General features: G+C 69.8%; 15 protein-coding genes. 6 read left to right on the top strand and 9 right to left on the bottom strand.

Annotation, left to right across the window (positions count from 1 at the left end):
* The first annotated feature begins 168 nt into the window (after window positions 1-168).
* From ACE3OU_RS04530 to ACE3OU_RS04510, 5 genes are all read left to right on the top strand, one after another.
* Window positions 169-2,160, top strand: coding sequence for a hypothetical protein (locus ACE3OU_RS04530; protein ID WP_374240353.1), 1,992 nt, complete (start codon window positions 169-171; stop codon window positions 2,158-2,160).
* An 80-nt stretch (window positions 2,161-2,240) separates the two neighbouring features.
* Complete coding sequence (locus tag ACE3OU_RS04525; protein ID WP_374240352.1) at window positions 2,241-3,398, top strand: DUF5723 family protein; 1,158 nt, start codon at window positions 2,241-2,243, stop codon at window positions 3,396-3,398.
* Between the two features lie 624 nt (window positions 3,399-4,022).
* Window positions 4,023-4,784, top strand: a complete 762-nt coding sequence (gene xth / locus ACE3OU_RS04520; RefSeq protein WP_374240351.1) for an exodeoxyribonuclease III — start codon at window positions 4,023-4,025, stop codon at window positions 4,782-4,784.
* Complete coding sequence (locus ACE3OU_RS04515; protein WP_374240350.1) at window positions 4,781-5,452, top strand: Crp/Fnr family transcriptional regulator; 672 nt, start codon at window positions 4,781-4,783, stop codon at window positions 5,450-5,452. The genes xth and ACE3OU_RS04515 overlap by 4 nt, the downstream gene beginning before the upstream one ends.
* Window positions 5,453-5,539: 87 nt before the next feature.
* Entirely contained in the window at window positions 5,540-5,734 is a 195-nt protein-coding gene (locus ACE3OU_RS04510; protein ID WP_374240349.1) for a DUF2892 domain-containing protein, read from the top strand.
* A 160-nt stretch (window positions 5,735-5,894) separates the two neighbouring features.
* Here the strand turns inward: ACE3OU_RS04510 and ACE3OU_RS04505 are convergent, their stop codons facing one another.
* The 9 genes from ACE3OU_RS04505 to ACE3OU_RS04465 form a co-directional block, all read right to left on the bottom strand.
* Entirely contained in the window at window positions 5,895-7,322 is a 1,428-nt protein-coding gene (locus tag ACE3OU_RS04505; protein WP_374240348.1) for a TolC family protein, read from the bottom strand.
* Window positions 7,319-9,472 carry a peptidase domain-containing ABC transporter gene (locus tag ACE3OU_RS04500; protein WP_374240347.1) on the bottom strand — a complete coding sequence of 718 codons (2,154 nt, stop codon included), beginning with the start codon at window positions 9,470-9,472 and terminating at the stop codon, window positions 7,319-7,321. The genes ACE3OU_RS04505 and ACE3OU_RS04500 overlap by 4 nt, the downstream gene beginning before the upstream one ends.
* A 33-nt stretch (window positions 9,473-9,505) precedes the next feature.
* The gene (locus ACE3OU_RS04495; RefSeq protein ID WP_374240346.1) at window positions 9,506-10,768 is read right to left on the bottom strand and encodes an HlyD family secretion protein; all 1,263 of its coding nucleotides are present in this window, start codon (window positions 10,766-10,768) and stop codon (window positions 9,506-9,508) included.
* 204 nt (window positions 10,769-10,972) lie between these two features.
* Window positions 10,973-11,203, bottom strand: a complete 231-nt coding sequence (locus ACE3OU_RS04490; RefSeq protein WP_374240345.1) for a hypothetical protein — start codon at window positions 11,201-11,203, stop codon at window positions 10,973-10,975.
* Window positions 11,204-11,387: 184 nt separating this feature from the next.
* Window positions 11,388-12,179 (bottom strand): 16S rRNA (adenine(1518)-N(6)/adenine(1519)-N(6))-dimethyltransferase RsmA, encoded by a 792-nt coding sequence (gene rsmA / locus ACE3OU_RS04485; protein WP_374240344.1) that lies wholly within the window; start codon window positions 12,177-12,179, stop codon window positions 11,388-11,390.
* 58 nt (window positions 12,180-12,237) lie between these two features.
* Window positions 12,238-13,131, bottom strand: a complete 894-nt coding sequence (locus tag ACE3OU_RS04480) for a patatin-like phospholipase family protein (protein WP_374240343.1) — start codon at window positions 13,129-13,131, stop codon at window positions 12,238-12,240.
* On the bottom strand, window positions 13,128-14,096 hold the full coding sequence (gene pdxA / locus ACE3OU_RS04475) for a 4-hydroxythreonine-4-phosphate dehydrogenase PdxA (RefSeq protein ID WP_374240342.1): 969 nt from the start codon (window positions 14,094-14,096) through the stop codon (window positions 13,128-13,130). The genes ACE3OU_RS04480 and pdxA overlap by 4 nt, the downstream gene beginning before the upstream one ends.
* A gap of 1 nt (window position 14,097) precedes the next feature.
* Window positions 14,098-15,399 carry a peptidylprolyl isomerase gene (locus ACE3OU_RS04470; RefSeq protein ID WP_374240341.1) on the bottom strand — a complete coding sequence of 434 codons (1,302 nt, stop codon included), beginning with the start codon at window positions 15,397-15,399 and terminating at the stop codon, window positions 14,098-14,100.
* 16 nt (window positions 15,400-15,415) lie between these two features.
* Window positions 15,416-17,914 (bottom strand): LPS-assembly protein LptD, encoded by a 2,499-nt coding sequence (locus tag ACE3OU_RS04465; protein WP_374240340.1) that lies wholly within the window; start codon window positions 17,912-17,914, stop codon window positions 15,416-15,418.
* Window positions 17,915-17,993: 79 nt separating this feature from the next.
* On the opposite strand from ACE3OU_RS04465, the gene ACE3OU_RS04460 reads away from it, so the two are divergent.
* Window positions 17,994-18,992 carry an aminoglycoside phosphotransferase family protein gene (locus ACE3OU_RS04460; protein WP_374240339.1) on the top strand — a complete coding sequence of 333 codons (999 nt, stop codon included), beginning with the start codon at window positions 17,994-17,996 and terminating at the stop codon, window positions 18,990-18,992.
* The last annotated feature ends 4 nt before the right edge of the window (window positions 18,993-18,996 follow it).

Here is an 18,996-nt window from a genome sequence, read left to right as displayed (position 1 = left end):
CCCACCACCCACCCCAGGAAACAAATAGACACAAAAACACCGCAAATGAATAATATGCTTTCCTCAAGACACACACACTCCTGAACAACCGATCACCCGAGGGGGAATCATGGTTACCAAAATCTCGTCTGTCGCGCTGGCCGTCTCCGGCGCCCTGCTGGTCGTCGCATGTGGCGGCGGAGGGGGGGGGGCAGCTCCACCCCCGCGGCACCGACCTCCACCAACGTAACCGTCACCCCCTCCCTCGGCAAGTTCTCGACCGGGTGCGCCGTCGAGATCCGCAAGGGCAGCGGTGAACTGCTGAGCAGCCAGACCATCAACGCCAACGGCACCGTCACCGTCACCGTGACGGGCTACTCCGGCCCGATCATCGCCCAGGTGAAGGGCAGCGACGGCTGCACCTATTACGACGAGGCCAGCAACAGCAACCAGCCGTTCGGCGCCGGACAACTCCTCAGCGCCGTGGTCCCCGAGGTGCGCTCCGAACTGAGCGTCAATGTCCTCACCAACCTCGCCGCCGCCCGGGTGCTCGATGGCGACAAGCTCGCCACCGGCAAGACCGAAACCGAGATCAACCGCGAGAACGCCACCGTTCAGCAGATGTTCCAGGTTGGCGACATGTTCGCCGCGCCGACCCTGATCGGCAGCCCGGACGACACGTTCGACACCACCGAAGCCGGCAAGCTCGCCGCCAAACTCGCTGCGCTGGCTGAGCTGGCCAAGAACAATGGGGGCATCGCCGCCTTCTCCAAGGCCCTGGCCGACGACCTCAAGAACGACGGCAACCTGAACACCGTCGCCGTCGACACCACCGCGCTGAGGACCGCGCTGCAGACAGCCGTCGACAAATATGCCCGTCCCGACGCCAAGACGGCACTCGACCTGCTGGATGACGACACCACCCTCCACACCCGGGTCACCGATGTCCAGGCCGACGTGGATAAGATCCTCGCCGCCGGCACGGCCCTGCAGCAGGCCAAGCAGATCTTCGCCGACCTGCGCACCAGCGTCATGTCGGTCAGCAACGACGCCGGCACCGGCTCGCTGGATGTGCAGAATGCTCAGCTGCAGGCCGACTTCCGGGGCGGAGCCGACGTTGAAAGCATCATCGGCAGTCTCAGCCTGATCACCGAAGCATCCGCCAACTTCTTCGCAGGGTCCGACACTTACGCAGAAAGCGACAACGGGCAGTGCGAGAAGACCACCGCCACCAGCGCTGTCTGCTATGTCGTCTCACCGAACACCCAGAAGGCCTACGAGGTCTTCCTGAACCTGCGCGGCATTGGCACGGTCGATTGGTCGATTACGCGAGCACAAGACCTCCGCACTTGGGAGATAAGCAACCTCTCCGGCCTGACCGGCACCCTGAGTCTGTCGGGCAGCACCACGACACTCAGTGGCAGCTTCTACCCGATGACCGGCGACGCCACCAGGACTGCCGTAAACTTCAGCTTGACCCAGAGCGGCAGCGCCGGCCAGCAGGCGTGGAGCGGCAGCGGCACCCTGAACTCACTCAGGGCGGACGGCGTCACCAGCACCCTGAAGTTCGAGGCCACCGAAGTCACGATCAACGAAGCCCAGAAGACCGCCAAGTTCGTTGCTGTCCTCACCGGCCCGCATCATCGCTTCAACGGCACCCTCGAGTTCAGCGGCGAAACCCGATCCAAGGACGGCCAGTCCGCCCCCAAGGACGGCAGGCTCGTCGGCAGCTTCACCAACACGGCGACCAATTTCAAGTTCCTCGAAGGAACCCTCACCGCATCCCTCGACCGCTCGGGCGTCGACTTGACGCAGGAGATCTCCGCCAGCAACTTCGAGAAAGTGGGCTTCGGCTTCAAGGGCACGGCCTACAAGACCGCCGGTGTCGTCGGCGTCGGCGTGGATCTGGCGGTTTCGAACCCCAGCTACACCCAGCGCACCGCCACACTGAGCTTCACTGGCACCAACGGCCTGCAGATCACCGGCACGGGCACCGAGACCCGCACTGCGGATGGCGAACGCCAGAGCACCTGGGAACTCAGGAACGCCAACGGCATCACCGCCACCTATGACAACGCGACCAGGTCGGGCACAGTGAAGAAGGCCGACGGCTCCACCCTCGGCACCATCAGCAACCAGCGCGTGACCTTCATCGACGGCACCTTTGAATCGCTGATCTGAACGAGGCGGCACTCCATTTCAAAGCGGGCGCATCGGCGCCCGCTTTTTTGTCTTCCACCCTCCACCCGAAACTCCCAGACATGCGCCGCTTCCTCCTGCTCGGCCTGTGCGCCGCGCCCCTCGCCGTCCAGGCCGATGCGTCAGATCTGATGGCCATCACCAACCCGGCCGTCGACAACCCCCGCCCAACCCTGCGGGTCGCCGCCACCGGCTTCGCCGCCGACGACTTCGTACCCGCCCACCGCATCGCCGACACCTGGCGCAACGAGCCGGACCCGCGCCCTGGGCGCAACCTGGCCGTCGGCTTCGCCCGCCTCGAGGCCAGCCAGTCCTGGAACAACTGGACCCTCGGCGCCTACAAGCGGGTGGACGCCTTCGGCGAAGGCAACCGGGACACGGTGCGCGTCTACTACGAACAGCAATCCAACCCCGACGCCCTGCTCGCCCAGCCGGGCACCCGCCACCTCAACTACCATTTCAGGGGCTTCTCGGCCGACGGCCTGCGCCTCGCCTGGTCCCAGCCAGCCGACGCGGGCCCGCTGCGCTTCGGCGCCGCCCTCAACCTGCTGAAGGCCGGCTTCCTGCGCGTCGAGCACGTCACCGGCAGCGCCGTCAGTGCCGGCGGCGTGGCCACCGTCAACGGACGCCGCGAGCTGATGTACACCGGTCTCGACTACACCGACCCGGCCCGTGCCGACCTCAACGACTTCGCCCCGCTGGCCCGCCAGAGCACCAGCGAAGGCTGGGGCTACGCCCTCGACCTCGGCATGCAGTGGGCACCCCGCGACAACCTGCGGGTGCGGGCCGCCGTCAACGACCTGTTCGGCCGCCTCAGCTGGCAGAACGTGCCGCAGATGGTCCAGAACTTCAACGATGCCAGCTGGCCCCTCCAGTTCAACGCCCCTGCAGCCCAGGCCAAGATCACCGGCACCAACAGCTACCGGGACTACACCCTGCAGCTCAAGCCCAAGGCGGCCATCGCGGCGGAATGGGCCCTGGCGGACTGGACCTTCGGCGCCAGCGCGGCGGCCATCCGCGGCCTGATCCTGCCGGAGGCCAGCGTGGCCTGGGGCCGCGCCGACAGCGGCCGCCTGGCCCTGTCCTACGAACCGCGCTTCAAGAGCGTCGGCGCCGCGCTCCACTACGGCCCGTTCTTCGCCGGCCTGCGGGCCGACCGCAGCAACCTCAACGACGCCCGCGCCATCGGCGCCAGCGCAGGGCTGGCCCTCCGCTTCTGATCACCGGCGGGCGGCCGAAGCCAGGCGGCGGGAAGGCTACCGCCGGGGGGATGGTGGGCCGCGGCAGTCTCGAGAGACTCACGCCGCATGACGAGCCGCGCTGCAGGCCTGCCATGCCTCTCGACAGGCTTGAGATCATCGATCGCAAGCTGCGGATCGATGACCGCAGGCGTGCCGAGATGGGTTGCAGGCCTGCGGTCATCAATCGCCGAGCTGCAACCATCCCTCGCAAGCTGCGCGTCAATGATCGCAGGCGTGTTGAGACACATCGCAGCGCCCCAACCATTCATTGCATAGCTAAAACCCTTGATTACAGACGTGCGATCAAGGGTTTTTACTATGATGAAGACCATCTCAGCCCTGCGACCCTTGGTTGCAGGGCTAGAACCCTTTATCGCAAGCCTGCGAAAAAGGTTCTTACTATGATGAAAGTCTTCACACGCCTGCGACGAGGGACGAAGCTTGGCAGGCCAGCGCGGAAAGGGCCGGGCGCAAAGCATGGACCACCGCCTGCCCGGCGGCTGGCACAATCACGCCCAGCCCCTGGCGTGTGCGTCGCCAGGGGCGTAGCCAGACACCGTCACAAGAACCAAAACCCGCGCCAACACCGGATTTCAAGCCCCCATGAAGATCGCCACCTGGAACGTCAACTCCCTCAAGGTCCGCCTGCCCCATGTGCTCGACTGGCTGGCCGCCAACCAGCCCGATGCCCTGTGCCTGCAGGAGCTCAAGTGCGAGAACAAGGCCTTCCCCCTCGCCGAGATCGAGGCCGCCGGCTACCAGGCGGTGTTCAACGGGCAGAAGACCTACAACGGCGTGGCGATCCTCAGCAGGAAGCCGCTGGCCGACGTCACCCTCGACATCCCGGGCTTCGCCGACGAGCAGAAGCGCATCATCGCCGGCACCCTCGACGGCGTGCGCATCGTGTGCGGCTACTTCCCCAACGGCCAGGCGGTGGGCTCCGACAAGTTCGCCTACAAGATGGCCTGGCTGGAGGCGCTCACCGCCTGGCTCAAGGTCGAGCTGGCCGCCACGCCGCGCCTGGTGCTGGCTGGCGACTACAACGTGGCCCCGGAAGACCGCGACGCCCACCCCGACTGGAAGGACGAGATCCACGTCTCCGTGCCCGAGCGCGACGCCTTCAAGGCCCTGCTGGCCCTTGGCCTCACCGACGCCTTCCGGCTGTTCGAGCAGGAGGAGCGCAGCTTCTCGTGGTGGGACTACCGGATGGGCGCCTTCCGCCGCAACTTCGGACTGCGCATCGACCACCTGCTGCTCTCCAGCCCGCTGGCCGAAAAGTGCAGCGCCTGCGTCGTCGACAAGACCCCGCGCAAGCTCGAACGTCCGTCCGACCACGCGCCGGTGATCGCCGAGATCGCCCTGTGAGCGGCCCGGCGCTCGAACCCTCCGCGACGCCCCTCGCCGCGCTCTACCCGGTGCTGGCCGGCCTGCCCGCCGCCGCCCGCGAGCGGCTGCAGGGGCGGGCCCGCCTCGTGCAGGTGCCGGCGGGGGCCTGCGTGTTCGACGAGCAGCAGGCCTGCGCGGGCTTTCCCTTCGTGCTGGCGGGCAGCATCCGGGTCGTCAAGGCCGCCCCCAACGGGCGCGAGCTGCCGCTGTACCGGGTCACCCCGGGCGAGACCTGCATCATCTCGTCGGCCTGCCTGCTCGGCCACGCGCCCTACAACGCCCGCGGCGTGGCCGAGGTCGACAGCACCCTGCTGCTGGTGCCGAGCGCCGACTTCCAGGCCCTGCTGGGCGAGGCGGCGTTTCGCGATTTCGTCTTCCAGCTGTTCGCCGAGCGCATCGCCGGGCTGATGCAGCTCATCGAGGAGGTCGCCTTCCGCAAGCTCGACCAGCGCCTCGCCGCGCTGCTTCTCGGCAAGGGCCCCAGCGTGCACACCACCCACCAGCAGCTCGCCGACGAGCTGGGCAGCGTGCGCGAGATCGTCAGCCGCCTGCTGAAGGGCTTCGCCGAGCAGGGCCTGGTGAGCCTCGCCCGCGAACAGGTGGGCATCCTCGACCCCGCCGGCCTGCGCCGCATCGCCGGGGGCTGACGGCCGCGGCTGTGTAACCAAGGTTACAGACGCCTCCATCAGCAAATGCTGAAATACCGACCTCATTCATCGGATCGGGAGCGCATCATGAAAAACAACGTGGGTGGCATCGACAAAATTCTGCGCATCGTCGCGGGCCTCGGCCTGATCGCCTGGGCCGCCGTCGGCGACGGCCCGGCCTGGGCCTGGATCGGCGTGATGCCCCTGGCCACCGGCCTGCTGGGCACCTGCCCGGCCTACTCGCTGCTGGGTTTCAACACCTGCCCGCTCAAGAAGAACTGAGCGCCCCCAGGGCCGGGCTCCCCGTGGGGGTCAAGGAAACCTGGGGCAGCCTTGCGTTTTCTTGAGAGCCACCACGGCCCGGTTCGGCGCCCGGCCTCTGGCCGGGCGCTGCCGTTTACGCGGCCGAAACGCGCGGGAGGGCACTCCGGCCACCACAGCGTCACCCTTCCCGCACGCTCCAGAAGCCGATCCGCCCCAGGCTGGCCGCCAGGCGCAGGCGGGTGGCGCGCCAGCTGGCGAGGGCGTTGATGCGTTGCTGGGCCGCGTCGGCCATGGCGCGCTGGGCTTCGAGGAGCTCCAGCGTCGAGCCCACCCCGGCCTTGAAGCGGCCCTGGGCCACCTCCAGCGACTTGGTGGCGAAGCCCAGCAGCTTCTCGGTGCCGGCGAGGGCCTCGGTCTCGCTCTGCAGGGTCTGCCAGGCCTGCCACACCTCCAGCGCCACCCGCTGCTCGGCGCTGCGCAGGTCGGCGCTGGCCAGCTCCACCTCCGCGGCGGCGGCCTTCAGCTGGTAGTGCTTCGCAAAGCCGTCGAAGATCGGCACCGCGAGCTGCAGCGCGACCCGGCTGTCGCGCTGGGCCAGGTCGGGCACCGCGGCGGCGGCGTAGTCGTTGCCGGTGTGGCTGCGGCTGGCGCTGAGGCTGAGGGTGGGCAGGTAGGCCCGCCCGGCGGCGCTGCTGCGGGCGCGGGCAGCGTCCAGGCGGGCGCGGGCGGCGCGCAGCTCGGGGTGGGCCTGCTGGGCCAGCTCCAGCATGTCGGCCACGCCCTTCACGAAGTCGGTGTCGGGCAGGCGGGCATCGTCGGCCTCCACAGTGAGCGGCCGCTGGGGCGACTCGCCGATGCTCACCGCCAGCCGGCCCCGGGCATTGCGCAGCGCGCCCTCGGCCCGCACCCGGGCCAGGATCGCCTGGGCAAAGGCAGTCTGGGTCTGCAGCTTGGAGGTGAGGTCGCCGATGCCCGCGGCGTGCTTGGCCTCGGCGGCCATGAAGCTCTCCAGGTTGATGCGCTCCACCTCCCGGGCCACCGCCAGCTCGCCCTGGGCGGCGAGCAGCCCGAAGTAGGCGTTGGCGGCGTCCAGGAACACCGTCTGCACGCCCAGGTCCTGGCTGGCCACGGCGGCCTGGAGGGTCTGGCGGGCGCTCTCGACGCTGGCCTCCCGCTGGCCGAAGTCGAAGAGGTTCCAGCCGAGGTCGAGGCGGGTGCTGCGGGTGCCGGCATCAGTGCGGGTGCTGGCGCCACCCTGGCTGACGGTCTGGCCGCTGCGGGCCTCGGACAGGCTAGCGGTGAGCGTCGGCAGGTAAGCCGCGCGGGCCACGCCCAGCCGGGCCGCCTGGAGCCGGCTCTCGGCCCAGGCCTGGCGGGTGCGCGGGTCGTGGCAGAGGGCGCGCTTGACCACCTCGCCGAGGCTGATCGGCCCGCGGGTATCGACGCCCGGCGCCGGGCAGGCCGGGCCGCCCGCCAGCTCGGCATCAAGGGGCAACTGGCCGGGGGGCGGCAGCGCGGCGAGCAGGCGCTCGCTGCCCAGCGGGTCGAAGGCCTGCGCGCTGCCCCACGCCGCCAGCGCGGTCAGCGCAAGGGCGACGCGCCTCACCGGGCGGACTCCGCCGGCGCCGCCGACTGGCGGGCTAGCAGCTCGGCGATGGTGAGGTCGTCCACCACCTTGCCGCCGCCGAGCACCACCACCCGCTCGGCGCTCAGGATGGTCTCGGGGCGGTGGGCGACGATGATGCGGGTCAGCGCCAGCGACTGGATCGCCCGGTTCACCGCCTGCTCGCAGTCCACGTCCAGGTGGCTGGTGGCCTCGTCGAGGATCAGGACGCGCGGCTGCTTGTACAGCGCCCGGGCCAGGAAGATGCGCTGCTTCTGGCCACCGGAGAGCACCGTGCCCATGTCGCCGACCAGGGTGCCGTAGCCCATCGGCAGCGCGGCGATCTCGTCGTGGATGTGGGCCAGCCGGGCGCACTCCTCAATGCGGCGGCGGTCGGGGGCCGGGTCGAAGAAGCAGATGTTGTCGGCGATAGAGCCGGCGAACAGGGTGTCGTCCTGCATCACCGTGCCGATCAGCGCGCGGCAGGCCTCGCCGCCCTGACGCAGGCTGAGATCGCCGATCTGGATGTCCCCCGCGACGGGCGGGAAGACGCCGAGGATGAGGTTGATCAGGGTGCTCTTGCCGCAGCCCGAGGGGCCGACGAAGGCCACCGACTGGCCGGGCGGGATGTCCAGGTCGATGCCGTCCACCACCCACGGGTCGCTGTCGGCGTAACGGAAGCGCAGGCCGCGCAGGCGGATCGCCGGCACCGGGGCGTCGGCGCCGGCGGGCGGCGGGGCGTCGGCCTCGGGGCGGGTCAGCACGATGTCGGCCAGCCGCTCGCCCTGCAGGCGCAGCATGCGCAGCTCGAAGTACTTCTCGACGAGGCCGGCGAGGCGGCCATCGAACTGGTCCTTGTAGGCCTTGAAGGCCATCAGCACGCCGACGGTCATCGCGCCGTCGAGGGTCTGCCGCGCGCCGAGCCACAGGATGGCGATGCCCACCAGCCCGAACAGCAGCCCGTTGGTGGTCTGGAAGGCGATGCCCAGGCGCTGGGTGCGCACGCTGGCGTTGACCTGCTCGGCCACCAGGCTCAGCCAGCCGGAGCGGCGCTCGTTCTGGCGCTGGAACAGCTTGACCGCCTTGATGCCGCGCACCGTCTCGAGGAAGTGGCTCTGCTGGCTGGCGTGGTGCACGATCTCCTGCTCGGTGGCGAGGCGCAGCGGCCGGAACCACAGGCTGCGGATCAACGTGTAGGCCACCATCGCCCCCACCGCCAGCCAGGCCAGCGGCGGGCTGTAGAGGAACATCATGGCCAGCGTGACGCCGGCCATCAGGCCGTCGATGAGGGCCGAGAAGAAGGACGCGGTGAGCTGGCGGCGGATCTCGTCCACCGCCCCGAAGCGCGACACGATGTCGCCCAGGTGGCGGCGCTCGAAATACGCCACCGGCAGCCGCAGCAGGTGGGCGAACACGTTGGCCTGCCACTGCAGGCTGAGGTGGGTGCCGATGTGCAGCAGCAGCCAGCCGCGCAGGGCCGTGAACAGCTGCTGGAGGATCAGCAGCAGGCCGAAGCCAAGGGCCAGCGTGGTGAGCAGGTCCCGGTCGGCCGACAGCAGCACGTGGTCGATGACCCACTGCAGGTAGAAGGGGCTGACCAGCGCGAACACCTCCAGCGCCACCGCCAGCACCAGCACCTGGGTGCCGGCGCCGAGCAGGCCATCGACCCGCCCGATGAGGTCGCGGAAGCGGATCGACGGCGGCGGCGCGGCCGGCCGGAAGCTCGCCGACGGCCACAGCTCCAGGGCCACCCCGGTGAAACAGCGGGAGACCTCGTCCATCGACACCTGGCGCTGGCCGGTGGCCGGGTCGTGGATCACGATGCCCCGCCCGGTGGCCTTCTTCAGCACCACGAAATGGTTGAGGTTCCAGTGCAGGATGCACGGCGTGCGCAGCTGGGGCAGGTCTTCGAGGTCGAGGCGCAGGGGCCGGCTGGCCAGGCCGAGGGCGTTGGCGATGCCGATCAGCTGGGCCAGGGTCGCCCCGTACTGGGAGATCGAGAAGCGGCGGCGCAGGGTGGCCAGGTCGGTGCGCTGGCCGTGGTAGCCGCTGACCATGCCCAGGCAGGCGAGGCCGCACTCGGTGGCCTCGGTCTGCAGGATGACCGGCAGGGTGCGCCCGAACAGGCCGGGCAGTTGGGTGATCAGGGACATGGCGGAGGTCGTGTGGGGGCGGCGGGCCGGGCGCTAGAGCTTGCCGGAGATGGTCAGCAGCGGCTCGAGCACCCATTCGTAGAGCTTGCGGCGCTCCTGCATGATGTCGGCCTGCAGCTGCATGCCCACCTGCAGCGGGCGGGCTTCGCCGTAGGCGGTGATGGTCTGGGCGTCCAGCTCGGCGGTGATGCGGTAGAGGGGCTCCGTCGCCGCGGCCTCGCCGAGGCCGAGGGCCGACAGCTCCTGCCCGGACAGGGCCACCCGCGCGACCTGGGTGACGCGCGCGGGCAGATGGCCGAATTTCTGGTACGGGTAGGGGTCGAGGCGCACCATCACCCGGTCGCCCTCGCGCACGAAGCCCACCGCCTTGCTCGGCGCAAAGAGGTGGGCCTGCAGGCGCCCGTCGGGGGGCACGATGGACACCACCGGGCGGCTGCCGTCCACGCTCTGCCCCACCTCGGCGGTCACCGCGGTGGCCACGCCGTCCCGCGGCGCGAGGATCAGCACCTGGCGGCGCAGCTCGCTCTCGGCGAGCTCCTGGTCGGTGCTGGAGATATTGCGGCGCAGCTCGGAGAGCTCGCGGGACTGCTCGAGGGGCTGGCGCTGGAGTTCGCCGCCGAGCAGGGTCAGCTCGCGCTGCACGTTCAGCCGGTCGCGCTCCAGGGCCTGGAGCCGGGAGCGCTGGTCGATCAGGTCGGCCTCGCGCAGTTGCACCTGCTCGCCGGCGATGTAGTCCTTCTCGAGCAGGCCGCGGTAGCGCGCCAGGGTGTCCTCGGCCAAGGCGATGCGGCTCTTCTGCCCGGCGATGGATTCGGCGATCACCCGCAGCTCGGCCTCGAAGGCCTCGCGCTTGCGCAGCAGGGCGGCGCGTTGCTCCTGCTGCAGGGATTCGGTCTTGCCGAGCTCGGCGCGTAGGCTGTTGCGCCGGGCGGCCACCTGCTCGCTGATGCCGGCCAGCCCCCCCGAGGCGGCGTCGCTGCGGCGGTCGAGGGACAGCACGTAGAGCACGTCGCCCCGGCGCACCGGCTGCCCCTCGCGCACCCGCTTGTCGGTGACCACGCCGGCCTGCTGGGGATAAACCTTCGACCAGCCACCGGCCGGCAGCAATTGCCCGCCCACGGTGGTGCGCTTGGTGTAGCTGCCGAAGGCGAACAGGGCGATCAGGGCCGCCGCGGCCAGCCCGGCCAGGGCGGCCTGAATGGCGAAGGAGAGGGGCTGGGCGAGGACCACCGGCCCCAGCCAGTTGGTCCGCTGGGCCTCCAGCGCCTCGGTACGGAAGAGGGACTCGTCTTTCACGATGGGTCTCGTGGGGGCTCGGGCGCTCAGGATCGCAGCCCGGCGGCACGTCCGCTGCGCAGTTTTGCCGCGAGGCGGCAGCGGGGATGCAAGGAAGTGCAAACTGCCGGCCGGAATGCACACGGCGGCGGCGCCTCGGGCGAGGCGTGCCGCCGCCGTCGGCCGTCACCCGTCGGCGACGGCCGCTCGCCGGTCAGGGCCGGCTTAGTTGCAGCCGTAGGTGGGCTGGGTGTTGCAGCCGGAGGTCGGCGGCGTGTAACAGCCGGAGCTCGGGGGGGTATAGCAGCCGGAGCTCGGGGGGGTGTAGCAGGTGGTCTTGGGCTGGCAGAGGCTGGAGAACCAGCTGGTGGTCCAGCTCAGCAGGCCGCCGAACAGGCAGAAGGTGCCGCCGGAGACGTTGTCGATTTCCTTCGAAGACAGTTCACGAATAGCCATTTTGTAGACCTCACTGGAGTGATGGTTGAAGGGTTTCAATCTCGCCCCCGGTGCCCATGTCGGGCACATCCGGGAGCAACACCACTCTAGGCGGCAGGGCATCCGCCGACCGTGACTTATTTCCACCCCTGCATGGCTAATTCACCAAATTCACTTAAATTGAAATTTTTGCACCTTGCGAACATCAGGCGCCCTGCTGCGCCACGTGGTTGGCGATGCGCACGAAGTCGGCAACGCTGAGGCGCTCGCCGCGCAGGCCAGGGTCGATGCCGAGGGCCGCGAAACCGGCCTCGTCGAGGTAGTCGCGCAGGGTATTGCGGAGAGTCTTGCGGCGCTGGCCGAAGGCGGCGGTGACGATCTTGCCGAGCAGGGCCTCGTCGCTGGCGGTGCACTCGGCCACCGGCCGCGGCACCATCCGCACGATGCTCGACATCACCTTGGGCGCCGGGCGGAAGGCCCCCGGCGGCACATCGAACAGGCGCCCCATGGTGAAGCGGTACTGCAGCATCACCGACAGGCGGCCGTACTCCTCGGTGCCGGGGTCGGCCACCATGCGCATCACGACCTCCTTCTGCAGCATGAAGGTCATGTCCTTGACCTTGTCGGCGTAGGCCGCGAGGTGGAACAGGATGGGCGTCGAGATGTTGTAGGGCAGGTTGCCGACCACCCGCAGCGGCGCACCATCGGCCACCAGGCTGCCGAAGTCGAACTTGAGGGCGTCGCCCTCGTGGATCGTCAGCACGTCGGGCGAATGGGCGGTCTTGAGGCGGGCGATCAGGTCGCGGTCGATCTCGACCACGTGCAGGTGCCCCAGGCGGGCCATCAGCGGCTCGGTCATCGCGCCGAGGCCGGGGCCGATCTCGACCATGCGGTCGCCGGGCTGGGGGCGGATCGCCTCGATGATGTTGCGGATGATGTTGGGGTCGGACAGGAAGTTCTGGCCGAAGCGCTTGCGCGCGAGGTGTTGATCGCTCATCCGGGAGTCCTTCAAGGGAAGCGCCGGCCCAGGCTGCCCTGGAGCCGGCGGGGTTTGTTCAGGGGTGCTTGCGCTCCCAGGCGGCGATGGCCTCGCGCACCCGGGGAATGGCGGCAAAGCCGGCCTTCTCGCCTTCGAGGATGGCCTCGTGGCGCTGCTGGAAGTTGGTGGCGGGCAGGCCGCGCAGCTCGGGGCGGATCAGCACGTCGGCGGCCGCGAGCTCGGTCTTGCCGAGGGCGCCGCCCATGATGGAGATGGTGTCGAGGAGCACGTCCAGGCTGCCGGCCTTGGTCTTGCCGCTGGGGCGGCTGGAGATATCCACCGCGATGACCAGGTCGGCCCCCAGCCCGCGGGCCGCGCGGACCGGGATCGGCGCGACGAGGCCGCCGTCCACATATTCGCGACCGCCGATGGTGACCGGCGGGAACACTCCAGGGATGGACGAAGAGGCGCGCACCGCGGTGCCGGTGTTGCCGCGCTGGAACACGATGGGCTCGCCGCTCTGCAGGTCGGTGGCCACCGCCGCGAAACGCCGGCGCAGCCCCTCGATGGGGCGCCCCCCCACGTGGGTGTTGATGAAGCGCTCCAGCGCCTCGCCCTTGATCAGGCCGCGGTCGAATAGGCTCCAGTCGGTGACTGCGGCTTCGTCGAGCTGGATCGCCAGCTTCTGCAGCTCGAAGGGGCCGTGGCCCGCGGCATACAGCGCGCCGACCACCGAGCCGGCGCTGGTGCCAACCACCACGTCGACGCCGATGCCGCTGGTCTCGAGGGCCTTGATCACGCCGATGTGGGCGAAGCCGCGGGCCGCACCGCCGCCCAGGGCCAGCGCGACACGGGGCTTGCGGGGCGCCGCCCGCGGCGTGGGCGGCTCGGGCCGAGTGGGCTGGGCCCCGCAGGCGGCGAGGCCGAGGCTGGCCGCTGCGGCGACGAGCAGGCGCCGGCGGAGGTTCATGGCCGCCCGCCGGCCATCGCGATGGCCAGCTCGACGGCGGCGAACAGGCTGCCCGGGTCGGCCTTGCCGGTGCCGGCCAAGTCGAGGGCGGTGCCGTGGTCAACGGAGGTGCGCACGATGGGCAGCCCGAGGGTGACATTGACGCCGCCACCGAAGCTGGCGTGCTTGAGCACCGGCAGGCCCTGGTCGTGGTACATGGCGAGCACCGCGTCGCCGTGCTGCAGGGTGTGGGGCACGAACAGGGTGTCGGCGGGCAGCGGGCCGACGAGCTGCATGCCATCCATGCGCAGGGCGTCGAGCACCGGCGTGATCACCTCGATCTCCTCGGTACCCATGTGGCCGCCCTCCCCCGCGTGGGGGTTGAGCCCAGCCACCAGGATGCGCGGCGCGGGCAGGCCGAAGCGCTGGCGGAGGTCGCGGTCCAGGATGCGCAGGGTGTCGGTGAGCAGCGGGCGGGTGATCGCCGCGGAGACGTCCTTGAGCGGCAGGTGGGTGGTGGCGAGGGCCACGCGCAGGCCGCCGCCGACGAGCATCATCACCACCAGCGGGGTGGCGGTGGCTTCGGCCAGATATTCGGTGTGGCCCGAGAAGGGCACGCCGGCCTCGCAGATGATGCCCTTGTGCACCGGCGCGGTGACCATGCCGGCAAACTCGCCTGACTTGCAGCCGGCGATGGCCCGGTCGAGCACGTCGAGCACGTAGCGCCCGTTGGCGGCATCCAGCCGCCCCGCCACCGCCGGCACTGCCAGCGGCACGTGCAGCACTTCGAGGCTGCCGGGGGCGGGCGCCGCGCCCGGGGCGTAGTCGGCCACCGGGACCTCCGGGGCGATGCCATGGACGCGCTCGGCGATCAGGCCGCGGTCGCCGATGACGACCAGCCGCGCCGCCCAGTCACGTCGCGCCAGGGCGGCACACAGTTCGGGCCCGACGCCGGCCGGTTCGCCGCTGGTGATGGCGAGGATCATTTCAGCGCTCTTCCAGCCGGTATTCGACATAGGCGCGGTCGCGCAGCTGGCGCAGCCAGTCCTGGAAGGCTTCGTCGGACTTGCGTTCGCGCAGGGCGTTGCGGGCGGCGGCGCGCTTGCGGTCGTCGGAGACGTCCTGCACGCGGCGCTCCTCGACGACGATCAGGTGCCAGCCGAAGGGCGACTGGATGGGCTGGCTGACCTCGCCCGGCTTGAGGGCATCCATCGCCTGCTCGAACTCGGGCACGGTGTCGCCCGGGTAGATCCAGCCGAGGTCGCCGCCCTTGGCCGCGGAGATGTCGGCCGAATGCTGGCGGGCCAGCTCGGCGAAGCTGGCGCCGCCCTGGACGATACGCTCGCGCAGGTCGACGAGGCGGCGGCGGGCATCGGCGTCGGAGACGATCTCGCTGGTCTTGATGAGGATGTGGCGGGCGTGGGTCTGCTGCACCTGGGCCGGCATCGCGTCCTGGCTGCCGCCCTTGCGGCCGAGCACCTTGATCAGGTGGAAGCCGGCGGCGCTGCGCAGGATCGGCGTGGTCTCGCCGGGCTTGAGGCTGGCCACGGCCTCGGCAAACAGGCCAGGCAGGCGCTCGGCGCTGCGCCATCCGAGGTTGCCGCCGGAGAGGGCGTCCGGCGCATCCGAGTAGCTGGCGGCCAGCTTGTCGAAGGCCTCGCCGCGGGCGACCCGGGCGGCGACCTCCTCGGCCTTGGCCCGCAGGCGGGCGAGCTGCTCGGGGCTGGCGCCCTCGGGGGCGCGGAACAGGATGTGGGCGAGGTTGAACTCGTCCTGCCCGGCCGCGGCGTGGTCGGGGTTGGCGAGGTAGTTCGCGACCTCGGCGTCGGAGACCACGATGCGGCTGTCCACCTCGCGCTCGCGCACGCGGCCGAGCAGCATCTCGTTGCGGACCTCCTCGCGGAAGCGCTCCCAGCTGATGCCGTCCTTCTCGAGGGCCTTGCGGAAGTCGGCGGGCGACAGGCGGTTGTTGTCGGCGATGCGGCCGATGGCCCGCTCGAGGGCGACGTCGTCGACCCGCAGGGAGGTCTCGCTGGCGAGCTGCAGCTGCAGGCGCTCGATGATCTGGCGTTCGAGCACCTGGCGCTCGAGCACGTCGGCCGGCGGCAGCGGGGTGCCCTGGCGGGTCAGCTGACGGGTGACCTGTTCGACACGCTGGCGCAGCTCGGTGCGGGTGATGACGTCGCTGTTTACAACCGCGACGATCCGGTCCACCTCGATGGCCTGATCGGCGGCCAGGGCCGCGTGGGAGATCAGGGATGCGGCAAGCAGGGAGACGATGAGTTTCATGGGGCGGGGAGTTCTCTCAAAGATCGTCGTCACCGACGAAGGGCGTGGAGCCGTCGTTGATCTTGGCGTAACCGGGCACGCTGCGCCGGAGCACGTTGAGCGGGCTGGAGCCGATGCTGCCGGCGCCGTTGAACTCGAGCTGGAAGAACATCGCGCGGGTCGAGTCGGTGGCGCTGGTGGTCAGATGCTGCACCACGCCGCGGAACACCCAGCAGCCGGCGTTGTATTCGACACCGGCGATGCCCTGGGTCAGGCGGTGATCGCGCAGGTTGCGATTGTAGCGGCCGACACCATACCAGTTGCCCCCCAGCGGCCACTGGCCGGTGATGTCGAGATCGCGGAAGCCGTCGGGGGAGCCAGGCACCGTGGAGTAGTTGCGGCGGTAACGCCAGCTCACCCCCAGCGCCTTGGCGTAGGCCGGCTGGAAGCGCAGGCCGAAGTTGAAACGCTCCGTCCAGTTGTCCCGCGGGTTGTACTGCCAGGCCGTGTCGATGGTGCTCTTGGGGGCGAAGGTGGCGCTGAAGGCGGCCAGCAGGTCGGCCTGCTTGCCGGTGCGGACCGGGCTGTCCTTGTTGAGGGAGACGTGCTGATCCACCAGATAGTAGCGCTGGCCGATGGCCGCCCGCAGCTTCTCGGCGCCGCTGGCCGGGTCGATCAGGCGGCTCTGCAGCGCGGTGGTGACCTGGTTGGCGTTGGAGATGCGGTCGCCGCCGGTGTAGACGTTTTCGGCGAAGATCTGCGCGAAGTTGAAGTCGTAGTAGCCCGAGTCGAAGTTGGGGAACTGGGACTGGTCGCGGTACGGGACATAGAGGTAATACACCCGCGGCTCGAGGGTCTGGACGTAGTCGGTGTCGCCGAACGAGGTGTCACGCTCGAAGGTCACGCCGCCGTCCACCGACAGGATCGGCAGGGTACGGGTGAGGGACGTGTCGCCGGTGTCGGTGCCGCGCCGGTCGAGCTCGTAGCGGGTGGCATGGACGCCGATCTTGGGCGTGACGTAGAAGGCCGCCGTCTGCAGCGGCAGCGCCAGCTGCGGGTAGGCGGTGAGGCGCTGGCCCTGGGTGAGGGTCGGGTGGCTGAAGTCGACGAACTCGCTGGACAGCAGGAAGGTCGCGCCGCCGGGCAGCTCGGGCCGGTTGGCGGTGAGGGTGAGCTGGGGCAGGCGCTTGTAGGGCTCGGTGACCTTCACGCTGGTCTTCGGGTCCTGGAGGGTCTGGAAGGACTGCACGAAACCGCTGGCCGTCCACCAACCGCCGCCGCCATAAGTGAGGCGGCCCTCCCGGGGCAGGTGGGTCTGCGAGGTGAGGTACAGCCGCGAGCTGAGGTCGATGAAGTAGCGGGGGTCGGACACCCCGGCGAAGTTGAGGTTGCCCGACCAGCCGCCGCCAAAGTTGTGGTCGTGGCGCAGATTGCCGGCGTAGCGGCTGCGCCCCTCGACCTGATCCTCCGGCATGTACTCGATGAGGCTGAAGCCCTTGTACTCGGGCGTCATGTAGCGTGCCTCATTGCGCAGCTGGGCACCGCGGCGGCCCATGTAGCGGAAGGTCAGCGTGTCGTCGTAGTTGGGCGCCAGATTGAAGTAATAGGGTACCGTGAGGTCGAAGCCGACCTTGTTGGACGTGCCGAAGGTGGGCGACAGCACGCCGGAGCGGCGCTGGTCGGCGAGCGGGAAGTCGGCCCACGGCAGGTAGCCCAGCGGGACGCCCTTGAAATACATGGTGCCGCCCCGCGCTTCGCCCACGTTGGCGTCGTAGTCGAGGTCGAGCTCGCGCGCCTGCAGGTACCAGTCGGGCCGGTCGGGCTTGCAGCTGGTCCAGGTGGCGTTGGTGAAGCGGAACTGGTTCTCCCCTTCGAGGTACAGCTTCTCCGCCGCGCCGTGGCCGGTGACCGGCTGCTGCGAACGGGGCGTGAACTGGCCAGGCAGCAGCTCCTGGCCGGGGGGCGCGGGGCGCCCCGGGCGACTGATCGAATACTCGGGCGACTCGAAGACACCCACCTGCTGGCCGACCTTGAGCCGCGCCTGGGGCCCGCTCATCTCGTCGCTGCCCCGGCTGACGCGCACCTGGCCGGTGGCCTCGACCTCGTCGGTGAGCTCGAAGTAATGCAGGCGGTCGCCCTCGACCCGGGTGGCGTCGCGGAGGAGCACCGCCGAGCCCTCGGCCACCGCGTCCACGTCCTGGCGGCCGAAGACCTTGTCGGCGCTGATCTGGGTCGCGCCGGGCGCCGTCAACCGGGCAGGGGCGGCGGGGGCCATCCGGGTCGTGCGGCCGGACGCCGGCCTGGAGTCGGGCCTGGTCGCCGGCCTGGCGTCCGCCTTGACCTCAGTCTTGGCGGACCTCGTGACGGCCTGGGCGGCGGGCCGGGCTGCCGCCGGCGCGGGCGGGCTGACCGTGGCGGCGGGGCGGCCGAGCAGGGACGGGGGCACCACGAAGGGCGGGAGATCCTCGGCACCGGCGCGCCCCCACAGGGCGAACAGGGCGATGGACAGAAAGCTCAACTGCGTACGTGGTTTCATCCGGGGTGCGGAACCGGCCGGCGCGCCGACCATCGTTTGATAAACTGCGTGATTTTACACGAACGCCTCTCCGACTCCCGTGGAACGACGCCAACAACTCCAGTCCTGGCTTGCCGCCGAATTTCCCGGCCGCGCCTTCGAAATCGCTCCCGCCAGCGCCGACGCCAGCTTCCGGCGCTACTTCCGGGTCACCTTTGCCGACGATCCGACCCCGCTGATCGTGATGGACGCCCCGCCCAGCCACGAGGACTGCCGCCCCTACATCCAGGTGGCCGGGCTGTTCGGCGCGGCCGGCGCCCACGTGCCGCAGATCATCAAGCAGAACCTCGACGACGGCTTCCTGCTGCTCTCCGACCTGGGCAGCACCACCTACCTGCAGGCCCTCACCCCCGACAACGCCCACAACCTCTACGCCGACGCCCTCGGCGCGCTGATCTGCATCCAGAACGCCAGCCGCCCCGGCGTGCTGCCCGAGTACGACCGGGCGCTGCTGATGCGCGAACTCGAGCTCTTCCCGGTGTGGTACGTGGCCCGCCACAAGGGCGTCACCCTCACCGACAAGCAGACCGCCGACCTCTACGACGTGTTCGACCGCATCGTCGAGGTAAACCTCGCCGAGCCCCAGGTCTTCGTGCACCGCGACTATCACAGCCGCAACCTGATGGTCAGCACCCCCAACCCCGGCGTGCTCGACTTCCAGGACGCCGTGTACGGCCCGCTCTCCTACGATCTCGCCTCGCTGTTCAAGGACGCCTACATCCACTGGGAAGAAGACTTCGTCCTCGACATGCTGGCCCGCTACTGGGAAACCGCCCGCGCCCTCGGCCTGCCGGTGCGCGCCGACTTCGCCGAGTTCCACCGCGACTTCGAGTGGATGGGCGTGCAGCGCCACATCAAGGTGCTCGGCATCTTCGCCCGCCTCTACCACCGGGACGGCAAGGACGGCTACCTCAAGGACATGCCGCTGGTGATGCACTACCTGCGCAAGGCCTGCGAACGCTACGGCGAGCTGCGCCCGCTGCTGCGCCTGCTGGAGCAGCTCGAGCCCACCGTCACCGAAGTCGGCTACTCCTTCTGAGCGC

It is taken from the genome of Zoogloea sp., assembly GCF_041908905.1.
Lineage (GTDB): Bacteria > Pseudomonadota > Gammaproteobacteria > Burkholderiales > Rhodocyclaceae > Zoogloea.
The sequence above is the reverse complement of the archived record's forward strand: the minus strand, read 5'-3'. Positions and strand labels throughout refer to the sequence as shown.

Excerpts from the sequence above, each read along its gene's own strand:
- ACE3OU_RS04480 (WP_374240343.1), bottom strand. The coding sequence starts at position 13,131 with ATGAACCTCCGCCGGCGCCTGCTCGTCGCCGCAGCGGCCAGCCTCGGC.
- rsmA (WP_374240344.1), bottom strand. The coding sequence starts at position 12,179 with ATGAGCGATCAACACCTCGCGCGCAAGCGCTTCGGCCAGAACTTCCTG.
- xth (WP_374240351.1), top strand. The coding sequence starts at position 4,023 with ATGAAGATCGCCACCTGGAACGTCAACTCCCTCAAGGTCCGCCTGCCC.
- ACE3OU_RS04490 (WP_374240345.1), bottom strand. The coding sequence starts at position 11,203 with ATGGCTATTCGTGAACTGTCTTCGAAGGAAATCGACAACGTCTCCGGC.
- ACE3OU_RS04530 (WP_374240353.1), top strand. The coding sequence starts at position 169 with ATGTGGCGGCGGAGGGGGGGGGGCAGCTCCACCCCCGCGGCACCGACC.
- ACE3OU_RS04470 (WP_374240341.1), bottom strand. The coding sequence starts at position 15,399 with ATGAAACTCATCGTCTCCCTGCTTGCCGCATCCCTGATCTCCCACGCG.
- ACE3OU_RS04510 (WP_374240349.1), top strand. The coding sequence starts at position 5,540 with ATGAAAAACAACGTGGGTGGCATCGACAAAATTCTGCGCATCGTCGCG.
- ACE3OU_RS04500 (WP_374240347.1), bottom strand. The coding sequence starts at position 9,472 with ATGTCCCTGATCACCCAACTGCCCGGCCTGTTCGGGCGCACCCTGCCG.
- ACE3OU_RS04465 (WP_374240340.1), bottom strand. The coding sequence starts at position 17,914 with ATGAAACCACGTACGCAGTTGAGCTTTCTGTCCATCGCCCTGTTCGCC.
- pdxA (WP_374240342.1), bottom strand. The coding sequence starts at position 14,096 with ATGATCCTCGCCATCACCAGCGGCGAACCGGCCGGCGTCGGGCCCGAA.
- ACE3OU_RS04525 (WP_374240352.1), top strand. The coding sequence starts at position 2,241 with ATGCGCCGCTTCCTCCTGCTCGGCCTGTGCGCCGCGCCCCTCGCCGTC.